Raw genomic sequence first — 18,063 nt, 5'->3', positions numbered from 1 at the left:
CCTTCCGTCCCAGTCTCACACCGATCCCGACCTCTCTCTCGCCGGGCACGGTCGCAGGTACCGCGGTCATGCCGCGGAGGTGACGGCGGTCTTCCTGCGGGCGCGGTACGCGGCGGCCTTGATCTTGTTGCCGCAGGACTCCATGCCGCACCACTGGCGCCGCCTGCCGCGCGAGCGGTCGATGCAGACGCGGGTGCACTCGGGGTTGCCGCACTCCTTGAGCAGGGGTACGTCCGGGCCGCTCAGCAGTTCCACCGCGTGCCGGATCGAGGGCTTCCGCTTCACTGATCGGGAACTCCCACTCGTTAGGAGAACGGATGTGCCTGCCCCATTCCCGGAGCGGGCGTCAGTTCTGGGTGAGGAGCGAGTGTGGGGGATGTCGTGGTCGGCGATCGATCAGGGCAGGACGGGCCCGAGGGGGAGCCCGGGGCGGGCGGTGCGCCGGAGAGCGGACGCAGGGGCCGGGCCGGGAAGGCGGGGAAGCCGCGCTCCCTGTGGAAGGAGCTGCCGGTCCTCATCGGTGCCGCGCTGGTGCTCTCCCTGCTGATCAAGACCTTCCTGCTGCAGCCGTTCTCGATTCCCTCGGACTCCATGCAGAACACGCTGCAGCAGGGGGACAGGGTGCTGGTCGACAAGCTGACGCCCTGGTTCGGCTCGAAGCCGGAGCGCGGCGAGGTCGTGGTCTTCCACGATCCGGGCGAGTGGCTGAAGAACGAGCCGACCCCCAGGCCCAACCCGGTCCAGAAGGCGCTGGGCTTCCTCGGGCTGATCCCGCCCGCCGACGAGAAGAACCTGATCAAGCGGGTCATCGGGGTCGGCGGCGACACCGTGGAGTGCAGCGGGACGGGCCCGCTGAAGGTCAACGGCAAGGCTCTTGACGAGCCGTACGTCTACCCCGGCAACACTCCGTGCAGCATGGGCGACCTGTGGCAGTTCAAGGTCACCGTGCCCAAGGACCGCATCTGGGTCATGGGCGACCACCGGCAGGACTCCGCGGACTCCCGCTACCACCGGCTCGAGCCCGGCGAGGGCATGGTGCCGGTGGACAAGGTGGTGGGGCGCGCCGTGGTGATCGCCTGGCCGCTGGACCGGTGGGCCACGCTGCCCGTGCCCGGCACCTTCGGCCAGTCGGGCATCGACAGGGCCGCGGCCGTCGCGGCCCCGGACGCCCTGGCCCTGGTGGGGGCGGTACCGGTGGTGCTTCTGCGCCGGCGGAGGGCTCGTCGTTCAGCGGAGCAGTGAGGCGGCGCACTCCTCGGCCAGGTCCTCGGCGTGGGCGGGGAGGGGTGAACCCGCCCGCAGGTGACGCCTGACCACGGACAGCGGCAGGTCGATCAGGGCGAGCATGACGCGCTCGACGGCCTGCGGGTCCTCGGTGCCCAGGGCCGTGGCCAGGGCCGCGACGGCGGTGCGCAGGCGTTCGCTGCCGCGCCGGGCGCGCCGGGTGTGTTCCTCGGACCACTCCGCGCGCCCGAACTCCTCGGCCCCGTGGAGGAGCAGGGCGGCCTCCTCGGGGTGCGCCCGGCTCCAGGCGACGACGTGGCGGGCGGCCGCGCACCCGGCCCGCCGCGCATCCGTGTCCGATTCGAGCGCGTGGAAGTAGCCCTCGTGGAAGCGCTCGACGGTGCGCAGCCACACCTCGGCGAGCAGGTCGGTCCGGCCCGCGAAGCGGTGGTACACCGATCCGCTCGGGGCGCCGACCTCCTTGGCGACCGCGGACATGGTCACCCCGGCCGGGCCCGCGGCCGCGGCCCGCCGCACGGCGGCGTCGAGGAGCTGGTCCGTATCGAAACGAGCTGGTCTGGCCATGAGTTGGAGACTACCCTTCACAATATTAGAGATCTCTCTCTAATATTGGTGCGTGAACTCAGGGAGGATCCATGGGCGTTTACAACGTGCACGAGCGTGTGCTGCCCGCGCCGAAGGGCGAGGTCGGAGCGCTGATCGACACCTTGGCGAGTGACGGCGACGCACTGTGGCCCGGCCGGGCGTGGCCGCCCATGCGCTTCGACCGCCCTCTGGGGGTCGGCGCGGTGGGCGGCCACGGCCCGGTGCGCTACACCGTCGCCGCGTACGTGCCCTCGCAGTGGGTGCGCTTCACCTTCACCGGGCCGCGCGGCTTCCACGGCTTCCACGAGTTCGCCGCCCTGGCCGTCGGCGACGACCGTACGCTGCTGCGCCACACCCTCGCCATGAACACCCGCGGCCCGGCCCGGCTCACCTGGCCGCTGCTGTGGCGCCCGCTCCACGACGCCTGCCTGGAGGAGGGCCTGGACCGGGCCGAGTTGGCCTGTACGGGCACGGTGGCGCGCCCGGCGCGCCGGGCCCCGTACATCCGCTTGCTGCGCGCCCTCGCGCACTGACCCCCGGAAAGCGCGAGCGCCCGCCCCCGGAAGGGGCGGGCGCATCCGCTCGGTCCGCGTGAGTCCGCCTCAGTTCGCGGCCACCAGGGGCCGCAGCCTGCCGCGGCGGGCCTGTTCGACCCAGGGGGCCGCCCGGCTCGCGAGCCGGGCCAGGGGTACGGCGACGACGATGCCGACCAGCGCGCCGGCCGCCACGTCGTGCGGGTAGTGGGCGCCGACCCACACCCGCGAGGCGCCCATGGCGATCGCGGCGACGAACGCGAGCGTCCCCAGCCGCCGGTCCAGCAGCCACAGGGCCGTGGCCGCGGAGAAGGCGATGACGGTGTGGTTGCTGGGGAAGGACCAGTCCGTCGGTACCGGGCAGGACTCCAGGGTGAAGCTGTGCGGGATCGACCGGCAGGGCCGCACCTCGCGCACCACCGACTTCAGCAGCATGTCCACGGCGTAGACCGCCACGACCACGACCGGCACGGCCAGGGCGCGCGCCATCGTCGCGGCGTCGGCTTGCCGTGCCCGCCACCAGACCACCAGCATCAGCAGCGCGAAGAGCCCGAGGCCGAAGGTGGACCAGGCGGCCACGGTGTCGTCGAGGAACGGCGAGGAGTGCCGCGCCAGCTCGGTGACGGAGGTGTACCAGCTGCCGTCGATCTGCGAGCCGTCGAAGGCCAGGGTGACGTCCGTCATCGCACGCCCCCTTCCGCGCCCGCGGCGGCAGAACGGCGGCTGCGCCGCCACTCCAGCGCGAGCGGCAGCAGGGACACCGCCACGATCGCGGCGACGAGCGGCAGCAGGTAGCGGTCGACGTTCGGGACCGAGGCCCCCAGGCCGTAGCCCGCCAGCACCAGGCCGACCGTCCACACCAGGCCGCCCGCCACCTGCCAGACGGTGAAAGTGCGGGCGGGGACGCCCAGGGCCCCGGCGAGCGGGTTGAGGACCGTGCGCACCACGGGCACGAACCGGGCCAGGACCACGGCCCGCCCGTGCCCGTACTTGGCCAGCAGCTCCTCCGCCCGGGCGGCGCCCTCGTGCAGGCGCCGGGCGCGCGAGCGGGCCAGCAGCGCCCGGCCGCCGCGGCGCCCGAGCACATAGCCGCACTGGGCACCGAGCAGGGCCCCGGCCACGGCGGCCGGCAGCACCTGGGCGAGGGTCAGACGAGGTCCGTCGTGCACACCGGGGGCGCACAGCAGCCCGGCGGTGAACAGCAGCGAGTCCCCGGGCAGGAAGAACCCGATCAGCAGGCCGGTCTCCGCGAAGAGCACCACGGCGACGCCGAGCGCTCCGAACGCGCCGAGCAATGACGATGCGTCCAGGACATTGACCGCCAGCGGGGCGGAGGGGGGTGCGAGCATGGGGCGCGGGGCCTCCCATAATCGGGGGGACGGATCGGGGGACGGACAGGTGACGGGCGTGCCGGGGCACACCATCGTCTACCTTCCGATAGACGGTCTACCCGACGATAGACGATCGTAGCGAGAGGACGGTTCCGGTGACCGAGGAGATACGCCGCCAGGCGGGCGAGCTGGAAGCAGCGGTCCTGACCGTCCTCTGGGCCGCGGACCGCGCCCTGACCCCGCCGGAGGTCCAGGACGCCCTCACCGTCCCCCTCGCCCGCACCACCGTCGCCACCACTCTCGCCCGGCTCCACGCCAAGGGCACCCTCAGCCGGGTCCGCGCCGGGCGCGCCTACGTCTACAGCCCCGCCGTCGAGGACAACGCCGCCCTCGCCGCCCAGCGCATGCACTCCGAACTGGACAAGGAGCACGACCGGCCGGGCGTCCTCGCCCGCTTCGTCTCCCGGCTCTCCTCCGCCGACGAGGTCCTGCTGCGGGAGCTGCTGGAACAGGCCGCCGAGCCCGGGGAGCCCCGGTGACCTGGGCCGTCTGGGCGCCGCTGCTGGTGCCCTTCGCGGCCGTTCCCGCAGCGCGCCGCCTCGCGGCCGCCCTGCCGCCCCGCCTCGCGGCCCTGCTCCTGACCGCCACGGCCGTCGTCCTCGCCGCCTTCGCCGCCGGGTCCCTGGCCCTGCTGGCGGGCGCCGCGGCACTGCACCTGCCCGCCGTCGCCGCCCTGGGACACCTGTCCCCGCCGCTGCTGCCGCAGGACACCCCCGGCGCCGTCCCGCTCGGCGCCGCGGCCGCCCTCGCCGGAACGGTGGCCGCCGCCGCGGGCCTGCGCGTCCTGTACCGCCACCGCAGCGCCCACGCCCGTACGGTCGCGGGCCTCGCCGGGCACACCCGGGCCGGGGACCTGATCGTCGTGGCCGACCCCGGCGTCGACGCCTACGCACTGCCCGGCCGCTCCGGCGGCGTCGTGGTCACCTCGGGCATGCTGCGCGGCCTGGACGCCGACGAGCGCGCGGTGCTCCTCGCCCACGAGCGCGCCCACCTGGCCGGCCGCCACCACCTGCTGATGCTCGCCACCGAGGTTGCCGCCCGCCTGCACCCGGCGCTGCGCCCGCTGCGCGAGCCGCTGGCCTTCCAGGCCGAGCGCTGGGCCGACGAGGCCGCCGCCACCGCGGTCGGCGACCGCCGCCTGGCCGCCCGGGCGGTCGCCCGCGCGGCGCTCGCCGCGTCCGCGGGCCGCCCGGCGACCGGACCCCGCCCGGCCGGCGGCCTCTCCATGACCGCCGGCCCGGTCCCGCGCCGGGTGGCGGCCCTGCTGAGCGCCCCCGCCGCCCCGCGCGACTCCTTCGGCCGGACCGCCCGCACCGTGGCCGCCCTGCTCGCCGCCTGCCTGCTCGCCTCCGGGGCGGCTGCCGCGGAGGCGAGCAGTGACCTGCATCAGAACATCGAGATCGCCCAGGGCGAGGCCACGCCGCGCTGAGCCGCGGGCACCGCCCGCGCGCCGGAAGCGGCCGAAAGACGGACCGCTTCCGGCGCGAACGGGTGGTGATGCGCCACCGGAGCCCGCTCACCGGGCAGGCGGCTCAGGGAAGGAAAGCCCCCGCCCAGGATTGGTGTGGCATGAGCGAATACGAGCGTTCCCGGACGATGCCCGCTTTGCCCGAGCACGTCTTCGACCACGTGAACGACGTGGGCAGGCTCAGCAGCTGGCTGCCGGAGGACCTGCACGTACGGGCGGAGGAACTCCCGGCCGTGACCGTCCACGAGGACCGCACCGGCCAGGACGAGCACGCGCTCTTCCGCTCCCGGCCGGAACTCATGCGCGTCGAGTGGGGGACGCGCGACACCGCCAGCTACGCGGGCTGGTTCCAGGTGAACGACACCCGCACCGGCGCAAGCGTGGCCACGATCCACCTGTCGTTCTTCGACGAGCGGGACGACCCCGGAGAAGACGTCGTGCTCGCCGCACTCGACCACAGCCTGGAACGGCTGGAGGAACAAGTGCGGCTCCGCACGCAGGGCTCCGGCTGAGCCGGCCCGGGTCAGCCGACCGCCCGCGCGAAGGACACCCCCTCGACCGAGCGCACCCGCTCCGGATCGGACCCCAGCGCATGCTCGGCCACCCGGGACACGACGGAGGCCGGAAGGTCGTCCAGACCGTACGTCGCGTGCGCGTCGTGCGGGAGGACGACCTCCAGCCCGGCGGCCAGCGCACCGCACACCGTGGCGCTCACGCACATCTCCGAGAGCACCCCGGCGACCACCACGCGCCGCACGCCGCGCCCCTCCAGCAGCGGCCCGAGCCCCGTCCCGTCGAAGCCGTCGTCGTCGGCCTTGCGGACGACGTGCTCGTCGGGGGAGTCCGCCACCGGGAAGTGCAGCTGCCAGCCGGGCGTGCCTGGCTCGTCCACGGCCCCCGGCTCGCCGTCGTTGCGCAGGTGCACCACGACCGCACCGGCTTCACGCGCCCGCTCCAGCAGCGTCGCGAGCCGCCCCACCAGGCCCTCGGCATCCGGCACGGCAGCGTCCCCGGACAGGAACGCGGCCTGCGCATCGACCAGCACGAGCGCCTGCGCCGGGGCGGTCGCGGCCTCCAGCCGCGGGACGGAGAACCAGACACCGTCCCGTACGAACCCGCCCGCCGCGCCCTCTTCGGCACCCTGCTGCACGCCCACCACCCCCGGAAGATCGGTCCCGCCCACCGTAACCCGGTGCCGGCAACGGGACTTCACGGGGCCGGGAGCGGGCCGCCGTCAGGCAACGACGCGCAGCCCCAGAGCCGCACAGACGGCCGCGGCCTGCGCCGGGGAGATCACCGCGCCCCGCAGGCGGGCGACGGTGTGCTCGGTGATCTCGCCGAGGTCGGCGCCCCGGAGGTCGGCCCCGGCCAGCAGGGTGTCCCGCAGGTCGGCCTCGCGCAGGCGGCAGTCCTCGAAGACCGCATCCCGCAGATCGGCGCGGTACAGGTTCGCCTCGGTCAGGTCGCAGCCGGTGAGGTGGATGCCGCGCAGGGCCGTGCCGTGCAGGTCGGCGAGCTGCATCGCACAGCGGGTCAGGGTCAGGGTGACCGCCAGGCCGCGCAGCTCGGACAGGTCGGCGCCGGTCATCCGGCAGCCCGTGAAGGCGGCGTCGTCGAGCATGGCGCGGGTGAAGCGGGCGTTGGCCAGATCGGCGTCGGTGAAGACGGCGTCGGCCAGGTCGGCCTCGCCGAAGTCGGCGGAGGCGAACGAGCCGCCCTTCACGTGCACTTGGGCGAGCACGGCCTCCGAGAAGTCCGCCCCGGCGGCCGTGCAGTCCTCGAAGACGGCTCCGGTCAGATCGGCGCCGCGCAGATCCGCCCGCCCGAGCACACAGCGCCGCAGGACCAGGGGCTCGGCGCGGCGGGCCACGGCCGCCCGCAGGTCGGCTCCGGTGAAGTCCAGGCCGGTGAGTTCGTCGTGGGTGGCCAGCGCGTCGAGTGCGTCCTGGGGTGCGGGGGCATTCATGGCGGGCCGTCCTCGGTGGGGCGTCGGGCACGCCGGGTGGCGGGCCTCGTCGGGCGGCAGCGAGGATACCGCCGCCCTCCGGCGCGGCCGGGACCGGCCGGGGCGCGGCGGGCCTGTGCTCTCCCACAAGGCGCGAGCAAGGGCCATACCATCGCGTTCAGTTGCATGTCGTCTAAAAGGACTGTTTCCCCCAGAACAAGGGAAGACGGCTGCTAAGTGGGTGGGTTGAAGGGCAGTGTCCCAAAGGGGGGAATTCATGCCGGACGATCAGGCGAACGACGGGGTCCGCGGCGGGAGCCCGGACTCCGCAGTCGACCGGGTGGCCGACTTCTACGGCGCCTACATCGACGCTGTCGACGACGGAACCGACGACTTGGGCGCGGAGCTTCGCGCCCACTACCTCACAGAGGACCTCCGCCAACGTCTGGCCGCCTGGGAGGAGGTGAACCACGCCGACGGCGTCCTCCGCGCGCAGGACGTGCCCACCCGCTGGGAAGTCCGCTACCACGATTCCGGTGCCGGGCACCTGTTCACCACGGTCACGCTCACCTGGGGCACCGGCCCGGACGCCGGGCACACCCGGCTGGCGGTGCAGAGCGACCTGAGCACCAAGCTCATCTCGGACATCGAGGACGGCTGACGCGGGTCCTGGGCCGCGGCCGGGGACCGGCCGTTCACGCCCCGGCCAGCTCCTCCTCCAGGACCGCCGCCGCACTGATGCCGGAGTCCTTGGTCGCGGTGAGCAGGGTGAGCGTGCCGTGGCCCGCCACGTCCCGAAGGTGCAGCAGCGCGTCCTCGTGCGTCGCGTCGCCGTGCAGCTCGGCGCGGTAACGGCGCTTGAACTCCGGGAACTTCGCTGGATCGTGCCCGTACCACTTGCGCAGTTCGGTCGAGGGCGCCACGTCCTTGCACCACTCGTCGAGCGCGGCCGAGTCCTTGCTCAGCCCGCGCGGCCAGATCCGGTCGACCAGGACGCGGCAGCCGTCCGCCTTCGTGGCCGGTTCGTACACCCTGCGCACGCGCACATGCCCGTCTCGCACCTGCTTCACCCCACCATCGTCAGCCCCGCCGGGCCGGTGCGCACACCGGCGCCGCGGCGTCGTAGCGGCGCAGGACCAGCCGGGCCACCGCCTCGTGCGCCCCCAGCGGTGCCGCGACGACGTCGGCGCCGCGTACCGTCCCGGCGCGGCGGGTGAAGTCGCCCGGCGCCAGCAGATAAGGGGCCACCGCGACCGGCCCGCGGCCCCGGCGCCGCAGCTCCCCGATGGCCTCGCCCGGCGTGGGCCCGGACCCGCCCAGATACGCCGGGACGACCGCGGTGCCCAGGCGCGCGCCCAGCAGCCGGGCCATCCGGGACGTGGCCGCATGCGCCGCGGGGTCGCGTGAGCCCGCGGCCGTGAGCACCACCGCACCGGCCCGCCACCCCGCCTCGCGCAGCCGGTCCTCCAGGGCGCAGGCCAGCAGCGGATCCGGGCCCAGCGGACGGGCCGTACGGGCGCACGGGAGCCCGGCCGCTGCGAGCACGGCGGGGATGTCCACGCGGACGTGATACCCGGGACCGAGCAGCACCGGAACCAGCACCGCCGCCCCGCTCACGCGGGCGAGGACGTCCGGCAGGGGCGGGTCCGCCAGGCCGAGGAAGCCGCACTCCACACGCAGCTGCGGCCGCCGGGCCCGGACCCCGTCCAGCAGGCGGTGCAGGGTCGCGACGCCCGCCGGGTCCCTGGTGCCGTGGGCGACGGCCACCAGCACGGGCGCCTCCACCGGGGCCGTACCGCACCGCGGCTCGTGCATCGCCGTGGTCATCGGGCGTCGGCCAGGCAGTAGCCGCGCTTGGGCACGGTGCGGATGATCCCGGCGTGCGGGCCCAGCGCCCTGCGCAGCCGGGCGACGGACATCTCCACGGCGTGCGCCTCCACCGCCTGCCGCTCGCCGCGGCCCTCCGGCCAGGCCCGGCGCAGCAGTTCACCGCGGCTGAGCACCCGCCCGGGCCGTTCGGCGAGCGCGCGCAGGACCGCGGCCTGCTGGGGCGGCAGCCACACCGGATCCCCGTCGCCCAGCAGCGCGTTGCCCTGCAGCACCAGCCGCCCCGGAGCGGCCCGCAGCTCCCGCCGGCCGTGCCGGGGCAGGACGTCCTCCAGCGCCCGGACGAGCGAACCGAGCCGGCCGCGCTCCGGGCAGTGCGCCGCAACTCCCGCCTCCCGCAAGGGCTCCGCGCACAGCGGGCCCACGCAGAACGCCGGTACGTCCTCGCGCAGCGCCCCCAGGAACCTCTCCCGCAGAGCCACCCCGGCCGCCGTCTCCAGCAGCGCCACCGCAGCCGGCGCACTGGTGAAGGTCAGGGCCTGCACCTCCCGCCGCACGGTCGCCTCCACCAGCCGCCGCACCGCCTCCGGGTCCTCCGGCGGCGCCCACCGGTACACCGGCACCTCGATGACGTCCGCGCCCCGCTCGCGCAGCGCGGCCGTGAAGTGCTCCAGCGGCGCCCCGTGCTCCTGCACGGCCACGCGGCGGCCGCGCAGGTCACGGGCCAGCAGCCAGGCCAGCAGCTCCCGGCTGGCCTCGGTGGGCGGCGAGAACGTCTCCTCGAGGCCGCTCGCCCGCACCGCCCCGGTGGCCTTCGGGCCGCGGCTGACGACGGTGGCTCCTCGGCACGCCCGTATGAGCGCATCGGCCGTGCCCCACCCCTCTGCGGCGCTCATCCAGCCGCGCCACCCCACGCCCGTGGTGGCGACGACGAAGTCCGGCGGCGCGGCCAGGCACCGCTCGGTGGCCCCCCGCAGCGCGGCGTCGTCGCCCAGCGGCACTATCCGCAGGGCAGGCGCCTCGACGATCCGGGCGCCCCGGCGCAACAACAGTGCCACCAGCTCCTCGCGGCGGCGGGCAGCCGTCACCCCGATCGTGAAGCCCGTCAGCGGCCTCACCGGTGCGGCCCCCGGCCCGGTGTCCCTCGCAGCAGTGCCCGTACTCATGCACGCAGGCTCTCGCGGTCCTGTTACCGGCGAGTTGCATCCCTGTCATGCCGGGATCAGTTCCGCCCCCCTTCTGTTACAGACAGATGTGTTACGAGCGAATGCCCTCGACATCACCACGTCACGGGCACGGCGTGAAATGTTCGTGCCGCGGCCGCAACATCCCGGATCCGGCTGCGTAACGGGCGGGGCCGACGCTCGTGGCCATGACGACGACCGACACCCACTGCCCTTACTGCGCACTGCAGTGCGGCATGCGGCTGCGGCGCCCGGCCCCGGGCGGCCCCGCCGGCGCCCCGCCGGTGGAGGTCGAGGAACGGACCCGCTTCCCCGTCAACAAGGGAGCGCTGTGCGGCAAGGGCCGCACCGCCCCCGCCGTCCTGACGCACGCCGCCCGCCTGACCGCCCCACTGGTCCGCGACCCGCACACCGGAGCACTGCACGAGGCGTCCTGGGACCGGGCCCTGGACCGGGTGGCGGCCGGACTCCGCGAGACCGCCCACCGATACGGGCCGCAGGCCGTGGGCGTCTTCGGCGGCGGCGGGCTGACCAACGAGAAGGCCTACCTGCTCGGCAAGTTCGCCCGCGTGGTGCTGCGCACCCCGAACATCGACTACAACGGGCGCTTCTGCATGTCCTCGGCCGCCGCCGCGCACCGCGCGGCCTTCGGCGTCGACCGCGGCCTGCCCTTCCCCCTGGAGGACGTCGCCACCACCGGCTGCGTCATCCTGGCCGGAGCCAACCCCGCCGAGACCATGCCGCCCGCGCTGCGCTACTTCACCCGGATGCGCGAGAACGGCGGCCGCCTGATCGTCGTCGACCCCCGCCGCACCCGCACCGCCGACCACGCCGACCTGCACCTGCGCCCGGCCCCCGGCACCGATCTGGCGCTCGCCCTGGGCCTGCTGCACCTGGCGATCGCCGACGGACACCTGGACCACGAGTTCATCGCCGCCCGCACCACCGGCTTCGCAGCGGCCCGGGCCGCCGCCATGGCCCACTGGCCCGAGCGGGTCGAGCAGATCACCGGGGTGCCGGTGCCGCTCCTGCGCGAGGCGGTCCGCCTGTTCGCCGGAGCCCCCACGGGCATGGTCCTCACGGCCCGCGGCACCGAGCAGCACAGCAAGGGCACCGACACGGTACGCGCCTGGATCAACGTGTGCCTGGCCACCGGCAAGGCAGGCCGCCCCGGCAGCGGCTACGGCTGCCTGACCGGCCAGGGCAACGGCCAGGGCGGGCGCGAGCACGGCCAGAAAGCCGACCAGCTGCCCGGCTACCGCTCCCTGACCGACCCCGCCGACCGCGCCCACGTCGCCGCCGTCTGGGGCATCGCCCCCGACGCCCTGCCCGGCCCGGGCACCTCCGCCTACGAACTGCTCGACCGCGCCGGCACCCCCGACGGCGTCCGGGCCCTGCTCGTCATGGGTTCCAACCCCGTCGTCTCGGCACCGCACGCCGCCCACGTCACCGAGCGGCTGCAGGCACTGGACTTCCTCGCCGTCAGCGACGTCGTGCTCTCCGAGACCGCCGAACTCGCCGACGTCGTCCTGCCCGCCGCCCAATGGGCCGAGGAGACCGGCACCACCACCAACCTCGAAGGCCGCGTCATCCTGCGCCAGGCCGCAGTCCCGCCGCCCGCCGGGGTCCGCACCGACCTCGCGGTCATCAAGGACCTGGCCGAACGCCTGGGAACCACGCGCGGCTTCCCCGACGACCCCGAGGAGGTCTTCGAGGAGCTGCGGCGCGCCTCCGCGGGCGGCGCCGCCGACTACGCGGGCATCACCTACGCACGCATCCGCGCCCAGGACGGCGTCTTCTGGCCCTGCCCCGACACCGCCCACCCCGGCACGCCACGGCTGTTCCTCGACCGCTTCGCCACCCCGGACGGCCGGGCCCGCTTCGGCGAGGTGAGCCACCGCCCCCAGGCCGAGGAGACCGACCCCGCCTACCCGCTCCACCTGACCACCGGCCGCGTCGGCTCCCAGTACCAGAGCGGCGCCCAGACCCGGCGCGTCGCTGAACTGAATGCTGCCGCCCCCGGCCCCTTCGTCCAGCTCCACCCCTGCCTCGCCGAACGTCTGGGCATCGCGGAAGGCGACGAGCTGGCCGTCGTCAGCCGCCGTGGGCGGGCCCTCGCCCCCGCCCGGATCACCGACACCATCCGCCCCGACACCGTCTTCATGCCCTTCCACTGGAACGGCCCCGGCCGGGCCAACACCCTGACCAACCCCGCCCTCGACCCGCAGTCGCGGATGCCGGAGTTCAAGGTGTGCGCGGTGCGCGTGGAGAGGGCCGGGGACGGCGCAACAGACGACACCGGGGAGAACGCCCGAGAGGACGTACGCGCATGACCGGTACCCGGCGGATCGCGGTGGCCGGCGCCGGAATGGCCGCCGCCCGCCTCGCCCAGCAGCTCTCGGCCCGCGCGCACACAGGGGCCGTCGAAGTGACGCTGTACGGGGCCGAGCCGCACACCCCCTACAACCGCACACTCCTCACCGACGTCCTCACCGGCCGCTACGACCCCGCCGCCATCGGCCTGCCCTGCGGCGACGCCACCGTCGTCCGCACCGGCACCGAGGTCACGGCCCTCGACCCGGCCGCGCACACCCTCACCCTGGCCGACGGCACGACCGACCGCTACGACGACCTCGTCCTCGCCACCGGCGCCGCCCCCGTGCTGCCGCCCCTGCGGGGCCTGCACCGCCCCGGCGGCCGACTCCTCGACGGCGTCCACGTCCTGCGCACCCTCGACGACTGCCGGGCCCTCGCCCGGGCCGCCCGCCGGGCCGGGCGCGCCGTGGTGATCGGCGGGGGAGTGCTGGGCGTCGGCGCCGCCCGGGCCCTGGCCGGCCCGGGCCTGCCCACCGAGATCGTCCACCGCGCACCCTGGCTGATGGAGCGTCACCTCGACGCCGCGTCCGCCCGCCTGCTGCACCACCACCTCACCGCCCTCGGCGTCACCACCCACCTGGGTGCCCGCCCCGTCGCCCTGCACGGCACGGGTCGCGTCACCGCCGTGGAACTCGCCGACGGCCACCGCCTGGAGACCGACCTCGTGGTCCTCACCTGTGGCGTACGCCCCCGCACCGAACTCGCCGAGGCGGCCGGACTGCGCGTGCAGCGCGGCATCGTCACCGACGACCGCCTGGTCACCTCCGCCCCCCGCATCCACGCCATCGGCGACTGCACCGAGCACCGCGGCACCGTCCACGGCACCGCCGCACCCGCCTGGGAACAGGCCGACGCGCTCGCCGCCCGGCTCTCCGGCGCCGACCCCGGCGCCCGCTGCACCGGAACCCGCCCCGTGATCCGCCTCACCGCAGGCAGCCTCCAGCTCGCCGCCTTCGGCGACCCCACCGCCGAACACGCCGGAGCCCACGACGTCCTGCGCTACGCCGACGCCACCCGCGGCACCTCCACCACCCTCGTCCTGCGCGGCGACCGGCTCGTGGGCGCCGTCCTCCTGGGCGACCTCACCGCCGTCGGCGACCTCGGCCGCGCCTGGCAGCGGGACGAGCCGCTGCCCGCAGACCCCTCACACCTGATCGTCCCCGAAGGAGCCCGCCCGTGACACCCACCGCCCCCACCACCGAGCGGGCCCGGCTGGTCCTCGTCGGCCACGGCATGGTCGGCCAGCGCTTCCTCGAAGCCCTCCACGAACAGGACGCACCCGGGTCCCGGCAGGTGACCGTCCTCGCGGCCGAACCCCGCCCCGCCTACGACCGCGTCCGCCTCACCTCGGCCTTCACCGGCACCACCGCCGACGAACTGGCGATGTGCCCGCCGGACTTCCTGACCGCACACGGCATAGACCTGCGCCTGGGCGACCCGGCCGTCGCCGTCGACCGCCACACCCGCACCGTCACCACCGCCTCCGGCAGCCAAGTTCCCTACGACACCCTGATCCTGGCCACCGGCTCCTACCCCTTCGTCCCGCCCGTCCCCGGCCACGACGCCGACGGCTGCCACGTCTACCGCACCCTCGAGGACGTCGACGCCATCCGCACCGGCGCGGCCGAGGCCAAGACCGGTGCCGTCATCGGCGGCGGACTCCTCGGCCTGGAAGCCGCCGGGGCCCTCCAGGCCATGGGCCTGGACACCCACGTCATCGAATTCGCCCCCCGCCTGATGGCCCTCCAGATCGACGACGCCGGCGGCGCACTGCTGCGCCGCAAGATCGAGGAACTGGGCGTCACCGTGCACACGGGCGTCGGCGCCGAGTCGATCGAGACCGACCCCGACGGCCGGGTACGCGCCCTGAAGCTCTCGGACGGCACCGCCCTCGACGCCGACCTCGTCGTCTTCGCCGCAGGCGTACGCCCCGAGGACCGGCTGGCCCGGGACTGCGGCCTGCCCGTCGGCGACCGCGGCGGCATCGTCGTCGACGCCCACTGCCGCACCGCCGACCCCCGCATCATGGCCATCGGCGAATGCGCCCGCTCAGCCGACGGCCGCGTCTACGGGCTAGTCGCCCCCGGCTACGCCATGGCCGAGACCGCCGCCAGCGAACTGTCCGGCGCACACGGCGAGTTCACCGGAGGTGACACCTCCACCAAACTCAAGCTCCTGGGTGTCGACGTGGCCAGCTTCGGCGACGCACACGGCACCACCGAAGGCGCACTGGACATCACCTACACCGACAGCCGCGCAGGCGTCTACAAGAAACTGGTCGTCGGCCCCGACGGTGTGCTCCTCGGCGGCGTCCTCGTCGGCGACACCGACTCCTACGCCACCCTGCGCCCACTCGCCGGCAGCGGCAAACCACTGCCCGCCCCGGCGGAACAACTGCTCCTGCCCGGCGGGGGCGGCACAGCGGCAGGCGGAGCGGCCGGTGCGGCAGCACTGCCCGACGACGCCGTCGTCTGCTCCTGCCACAACGTCAGCAAGGGCACCATCCGCGCCGCGGTCGGCGAGCACAACTGCACCTCCGTGCCCGCCGTCAAGAAGTGCACCAAGGCCGGCACCGGCTGCGGAAGCTGCGAAAAGCTCCTGACCACGATCGTCAACGACGAACTGGCCGCAACCGGCGTCGCCACCGCCCGCGGCATGTGCGAGCACTTCGCCCACACCCGCTCCGAACTCTACGAAATCATCCGGGTCAAGGGCATCACCACCTTCACCCGACTCCTCGCCGAGCACGGCAGCGGCCAGGGCTGCGCGGTTTGCAAACCGGCCGTCGCCTCCATCCTGGCCGGCCTCGGCGACACCCCCTACATCCTCGACGGCGAACAGGCCGCCCTCCAGGACACCAACGACCACTTCCTCGCCAACCTCCAGCGCAACGGCTCCTACTCCGTCGTGCCCCGCATCCCCGGCGGCGAGATCACCCCCGAGGGCCTGATCACCATCGGCGCCATCGCCCGCGACTACGGGCTCTACACCAAGATCACCGGCGGGCAGCGCATCGACATGTTCGGCGCCTCCGTCGACCAGCTGCCCGCCATCTGGCGCCGCCTCGTCGACGCCGGCTTCGAATCCGGACACGCCTACGGCAAGGCCCTGCGCACCGTGAAGTCCTGCGTCGGACAGACCTGGTGCCGCTACGGCGTCCAGGACTCCGTCGCCCTGGCCGTCGAACTCGAACTGCGCTACCGCGGCCTGCGCGCCCCCCACAAGATCAAGGCAGCCGTCTCCGGCTGCGCCCGCGAATGCGCCGAGGCCCGCGGCAAGGACTTCGGCGTCATCGCCACCGCCGCGGGATGGAACCTCTACGTCGGCGGCAACGGCGGCGCCTCCCCGCGCCACGCCGACCTGCTCATCGAGGACGTCGACCGCACCACCCTCATCCGGACCGTCGACCGCTTCCTGATGTTCTACATCCGCACCGCCGACCGCCTGGAACGCACCGCGCCCTGGCTCGAACGCCTCGAAGGCGGCCTCGACCACCTGCGCGCCGTCATCGTCGACGACTCCCTCGGCATCGGCGCCGACCTGGACGACCGGATGGCCCGGCACATCGCGGGCTACCAGGACGAATGGGCGGCCACCCTCGCCGACCCCGACCGCCTCCGCCGCTTCGTCTCCTTCGTCAACGCCCCCGGCACCCCCGACCCCACCGTGCGCTTCGTCCCCGAACGCCGGCAGATCCGCCCCGCCCGGCTCGACGAGGCCGGACACCCGCTCCCGACCCCGAAGGTTCCGGCCTGATGAACAACAACACCCCCAGCGCACTGGTCCCGATGGGCGGCGTGCAGCCGCACCCGGACGCCCTCGTCGAGATCGGCGACGGCAGCACCTGGACCACCGTCTGCCGCTACAGCGACCTCATCCCCGGCCGCGGCGTCACCGCCCTCGTCGCCGGAGAACAGGTCGCTCTCTTCCGCGACACCGACGGCGCCCTCTACGCCCTGGCCAACGAGGACCCCTTCAGCGGCGCACACGTCATCTCCCGCGGCATCACCGGCAGCCGCGCAGGCACCCCCGTGGTGACCTCCCCCATGTACAAGCAGACCTACGACCTGCGCACCGGCATCTGCCTCGACGAGGACACCACCCCCGACGGCCACCCCGCCGCCCTCCGCACCTGGACGGTCCGCACCATCGGACCCGCCCCGGAGCCGCCCCCACCGCGCGGCCGGGCCCGGACCCTGCCCGAATGGCGGCCGGAGGACCCCGACTTCTGGGAGCACACCGGCGCCCGCACCGCCCGCCGCAACCTCGTGCTGTCCGTGCTCACCGAGCACATCGGCTTCTCCATCTGGAGCATGTGGTCGGTGCTCGTCCTCTTCCTCGGCCCCGAGTACGGCATCGACCCCGCAGGGAAATTCACCCTCACCGCCGTACCCACCGCCCTCGGCGCCGCCCTGCGCCTGCCCTACACCTACGCGGTCGCCCGCTTCGGCGGCCGGAACTGGACCGTCTTCAGCGGACTCCTGCTCCTCCTGCCCACTCTGCTCATGGCCGTCGTCCTGCGGCCCGGGGTCTCCTACACCACGCTGCTGGCCACCGCCGCCGTGGCGGGCGTCGGGGGCGGTAACTTCGCCTCTTCCATGGCCAACATCAACGCCTTCTACCCCCAGCGCCTCAAGGGCAAGGCCCTGGGCATCAATGCCGGAGCCGGAAACCTGGGCGTACCGGCCGTGCAGCTCGTCGGCCTGCTCGTCCTGGCCACCGCGGGCGCGAGCCACCCCCGCCTGCTCCCGCTGCTGTACGCCCCCCTGATCGTGCTCACGGCCCTTGCAGCGGCCGCACGCATGGACAACCTGCCCAAGACGGCCGAACAACCGAGCGTGCGCGAGATCGCCGCCGACGGCCACACCTGGACGATTTCCCTGCTGTACATCGGCACGTTCGGCTCGTTCATCGGCTTCGGCTTCGCCTTCGGGCAGGTGCTCCAGGTGCAGTTCCACGACCAGTTCGACACCCCGGTCAAGGCCGCGGGCCTGACCTTCCTCGGTCCGCTGCTGGGCTCGCTGTCCCGGCCCCTCGGCGGAGTGTGGGCCGACCGCCACGGCGGCGCCCGCGTGACCTTCGCCGTCTTCGCGGCCATGGCCGCGTGCGCGGCACTCATCCTCGTCGCGGCCCGGCAGGACCTCGTCGCCGGCTTCTTCGCCGGGTTCGTCGCCCTGTTCGTGCTCAGCGGCATCGGCAACGGCTCGACCTACCGCATGATCCCGGCCGTCCACGGCCGCCAGGCCCGCGCCGCCGTCCTCAACGGCACCGACCCGGCGGAGGCCGAAGCCACCGCGCAGCGCCGCAGCAACATCCTCATCGGCCTCGCCGGCGCGATCGGCGCCTTGGGCGGCCTCCTGGTCAACATCGCCTTCCGCCAGTCCTTCCTCGCGACCGGCAACGGTGACTGGGCGTACGTGGCCTTCCTGGTCTTCTATATGGTCTGCGCTGTCCTTACTTGGGCTGTGTACGGTCGCGGTGGCCGTACGGCTGGGGACGTGTAGGGCTA

Annotated in this window: 18 protein-coding genes and 1 pseudogene; 10 read left to right on the top strand and 9 right to left on the bottom strand. The window is 74.3% G+C overall.

Annotated elements, in window-relative coordinates; all coding sequences use genetic code 11:
• Positions 1 to 66 precede the first annotated feature (66 nt).
• Positions 67 to 264 (bottom strand): annotated as a pseudogene (locus AC1Z4A_RS00300) (CGNR zinc finger domain-containing protein); the annotation flags it as partial.
• A 105-nt stretch (positions 265 to 369) separates the two neighbouring features.
• On the opposite strand from AC1Z4A_RS00300, the gene lepB reads away from it, so the two are divergent.
• Positions 370 to 1,242: a signal peptidase I gene (gene lepB, locus AC1Z4A_RS00295; RefSeq protein WP_483675769.1), complete on the top strand. Its 873-nt coding sequence runs from the start codon at positions 370 to 372 to the stop codon at positions 1,240 to 1,242.
• Here lepB and AC1Z4A_RS00290 read toward each other — a convergent pair.
• Positions 1,228 to 1,809 carry a TetR family transcriptional regulator gene (locus tag AC1Z4A_RS00290; RefSeq protein ID WP_483675768.1) on the bottom strand — a complete coding sequence of 194 codons (582 nt, stop codon included), beginning with the start codon at positions 1,807 to 1,809 and terminating at the stop codon, positions 1,228 to 1,230. The genes lepB and AC1Z4A_RS00290 overlap by 15 nt on opposite strands.
• Before the next feature lie 71 nt (positions 1,810 to 1,880).
• Between AC1Z4A_RS00290 and AC1Z4A_RS00285 the strand changes: the two genes are divergently transcribed.
• Positions 1,881 to 2,363, top strand: coding sequence for an SRPBCC family protein (locus tag AC1Z4A_RS00285; RefSeq protein ID WP_483675767.1), 483 nt, complete (start codon positions 1,881 to 1,883; stop codon positions 2,361 to 2,363).
• A 69-nt stretch (positions 2,364 to 2,432) separates the two neighbouring features.
• Here AC1Z4A_RS00285 and AC1Z4A_RS00280 read toward each other — a convergent pair whose 3' ends face one another.
• Entirely contained in the window at positions 2,433 to 3,047 is a 615-nt protein-coding gene (locus AC1Z4A_RS00280; protein WP_483675766.1) for a phosphatase PAP2 family protein, read from the bottom strand.
• A complete protein-coding gene (locus tag AC1Z4A_RS00275) occupies positions 3,044 to 3,712 on the bottom strand; it encodes a DedA family protein (protein ID WP_483675765.1) in 669 nt (222 codons plus the stop codon). Before AC1Z4A_RS00275 ends, AC1Z4A_RS00280 begins: the two co-directional genes overlap by 4 nt.
• 137 nt (positions 3,713 to 3,849) lie before the next feature.
• Here AC1Z4A_RS00275 and AC1Z4A_RS00270 point away from each other — a divergent pair, with 137 nt between their 5' ends.
• From AC1Z4A_RS00270 to AC1Z4A_RS00260, 3 genes are all read left to right on the top strand, one after another.
• Complete coding sequence (locus AC1Z4A_RS00270; protein WP_483675764.1) at positions 3,850 to 4,233, top strand: BlaI/MecI/CopY family transcriptional regulator; 384 nt, start codon at positions 3,850 to 3,852, stop codon at positions 4,231 to 4,233.
• Positions 4,230 to 5,183 carry a M56 family metallopeptidase gene (locus AC1Z4A_RS00265; protein ID WP_483675763.1) on the top strand — a complete coding sequence of 318 codons (954 nt, stop codon included), beginning with the start codon at positions 4,230 to 4,232 and terminating at the stop codon, positions 5,181 to 5,183. The genes AC1Z4A_RS00270 and AC1Z4A_RS00265 overlap by 4 nt, the downstream gene beginning before the upstream one ends.
• A 140-nt stretch (positions 5,184 to 5,323) precedes the next feature.
• Positions 5,324 to 5,734 carry an SRPBCC family protein gene (locus tag AC1Z4A_RS00260; RefSeq protein WP_483675762.1) on the top strand — a complete coding sequence of 137 codons (411 nt, stop codon included), beginning with the start codon at positions 5,324 to 5,326 and terminating at the stop codon, positions 5,732 to 5,734.
• Positions 5,735 to 5,745: 11 nt separating this feature from the next.
• Here the strand turns inward: AC1Z4A_RS00260 and AC1Z4A_RS00255 are convergent, their stop codons facing one another.
• A complete protein-coding gene (locus AC1Z4A_RS00255; protein ID WP_483675761.1) occupies positions 5,746 to 6,372 on the bottom strand; it encodes an isochorismatase family protein in 627 nt (208 codons plus the stop codon).
• Positions 6,373 to 6,456: 84 nt separating this feature from the next.
• Positions 6,457 to 7,188, bottom strand: coding sequence for a pentapeptide repeat-containing protein (locus AC1Z4A_RS00250; RefSeq protein WP_483675760.1), 732 nt, complete (start codon positions 7,186 to 7,188; stop codon positions 6,457 to 6,459).
• Between the two features lie 256 nt (positions 7,189 to 7,444).
• Between AC1Z4A_RS00250 and AC1Z4A_RS00245 the strand changes: the two genes are divergently transcribed.
• Positions 7,445 to 7,828, top strand: coding sequence for a hypothetical protein (locus AC1Z4A_RS00245; RefSeq protein WP_483675759.1), 384 nt, complete (start codon positions 7,445 to 7,447; stop codon positions 7,826 to 7,828).
• A 34-nt stretch (positions 7,829 to 7,862) separates the two neighbouring features.
• Here AC1Z4A_RS00245 and AC1Z4A_RS00240 read toward each other — a convergent pair whose 3' ends face one another.
• The 3 genes from AC1Z4A_RS00240 to AC1Z4A_RS00230 are packed head-to-tail and all read right to left on the bottom strand — an operon-like array spanning position 7,863 to position 10,160.
• Positions 7,863 to 8,237 (bottom strand): DUF488 domain-containing protein, encoded by a 375-nt coding sequence (locus tag AC1Z4A_RS00240; protein ID WP_483675758.1) that lies wholly within the window; start codon positions 8,235 to 8,237, stop codon positions 7,863 to 7,865.
• 10 nt (positions 8,238 to 8,247) lie between these two features.
• Positions 8,248 to 8,994 carry a sirohydrochlorin chelatase gene (locus AC1Z4A_RS00235; RefSeq protein WP_483675757.1) on the bottom strand — a complete coding sequence of 249 codons (747 nt, stop codon included), beginning with the start codon at positions 8,992 to 8,994 and terminating at the stop codon, positions 8,248 to 8,250.
• Positions 8,991 to 10,160, bottom strand: coding sequence for a uroporphyrinogen-III synthase (locus tag AC1Z4A_RS00230; protein ID WP_483675756.1), 1,170 nt, complete (start codon positions 10,158 to 10,160; stop codon positions 8,991 to 8,993). Before AC1Z4A_RS00230 ends, AC1Z4A_RS00235 begins: the two co-directional genes overlap by 4 nt.
• A gap of 206 nt (positions 10,161 to 10,366) precedes the next feature.
• On the opposite strand from AC1Z4A_RS00230, the gene AC1Z4A_RS00225 reads away from it, so the two are divergent.
• Genes AC1Z4A_RS00225 through nirD form a run of 4 tightly spaced genes read left to right on the top strand, consistent with a single transcriptional unit; the run spans position 10,367 to position 18,058 of the window.
• Positions 10,367 to 12,511 carry a molybdopterin oxidoreductase family protein gene (locus AC1Z4A_RS00225; RefSeq protein WP_483675755.1) on the top strand — a complete coding sequence of 715 codons (2,145 nt, stop codon included), beginning with the start codon at positions 10,367 to 10,369 and terminating at the stop codon, positions 12,509 to 12,511.
• Positions 12,508 to 13,734 (top strand): NAD(P)/FAD-dependent oxidoreductase, encoded by a 1,227-nt coding sequence (locus AC1Z4A_RS00220; protein ID WP_483675754.1) that lies wholly within the window; start codon positions 12,508 to 12,510, stop codon positions 13,732 to 13,734. The genes AC1Z4A_RS00225 and AC1Z4A_RS00220 overlap by 4 nt, the downstream gene beginning before the upstream one ends.
• Positions 13,735 to 13,787: 53 nt before the next feature.
• Positions 13,788 to 16,310, top strand: coding sequence for a nitrite reductase large subunit NirB (gene nirB, locus AC1Z4A_RS00215; RefSeq protein ID WP_483683458.1), 2,523 nt, complete (start codon positions 13,788 to 13,790; stop codon positions 16,308 to 16,310).
• On the top strand, positions 16,310 to 18,058 hold the full coding sequence (nirD, locus tag AC1Z4A_RS00210; protein ID WP_483675753.1) for a nitrite reductase small subunit NirD: 1,749 nt from the start codon (positions 16,310 to 16,312) through the stop codon (positions 18,056 to 18,058). Before nirB ends, nirD begins: the two co-directional genes overlap by 1 nt.
• Positions 18,059 to 18,063 lie beyond the last annotated feature (5 nt).

The sequence above is a fragment of the Streptomyces sp. 17_S59 genome, assembly GCF_056930295.1.
The sequence above is the reverse complement of the archived record's forward strand: the minus strand, read 5'-3'. Positions and strand labels throughout refer to the sequence as shown.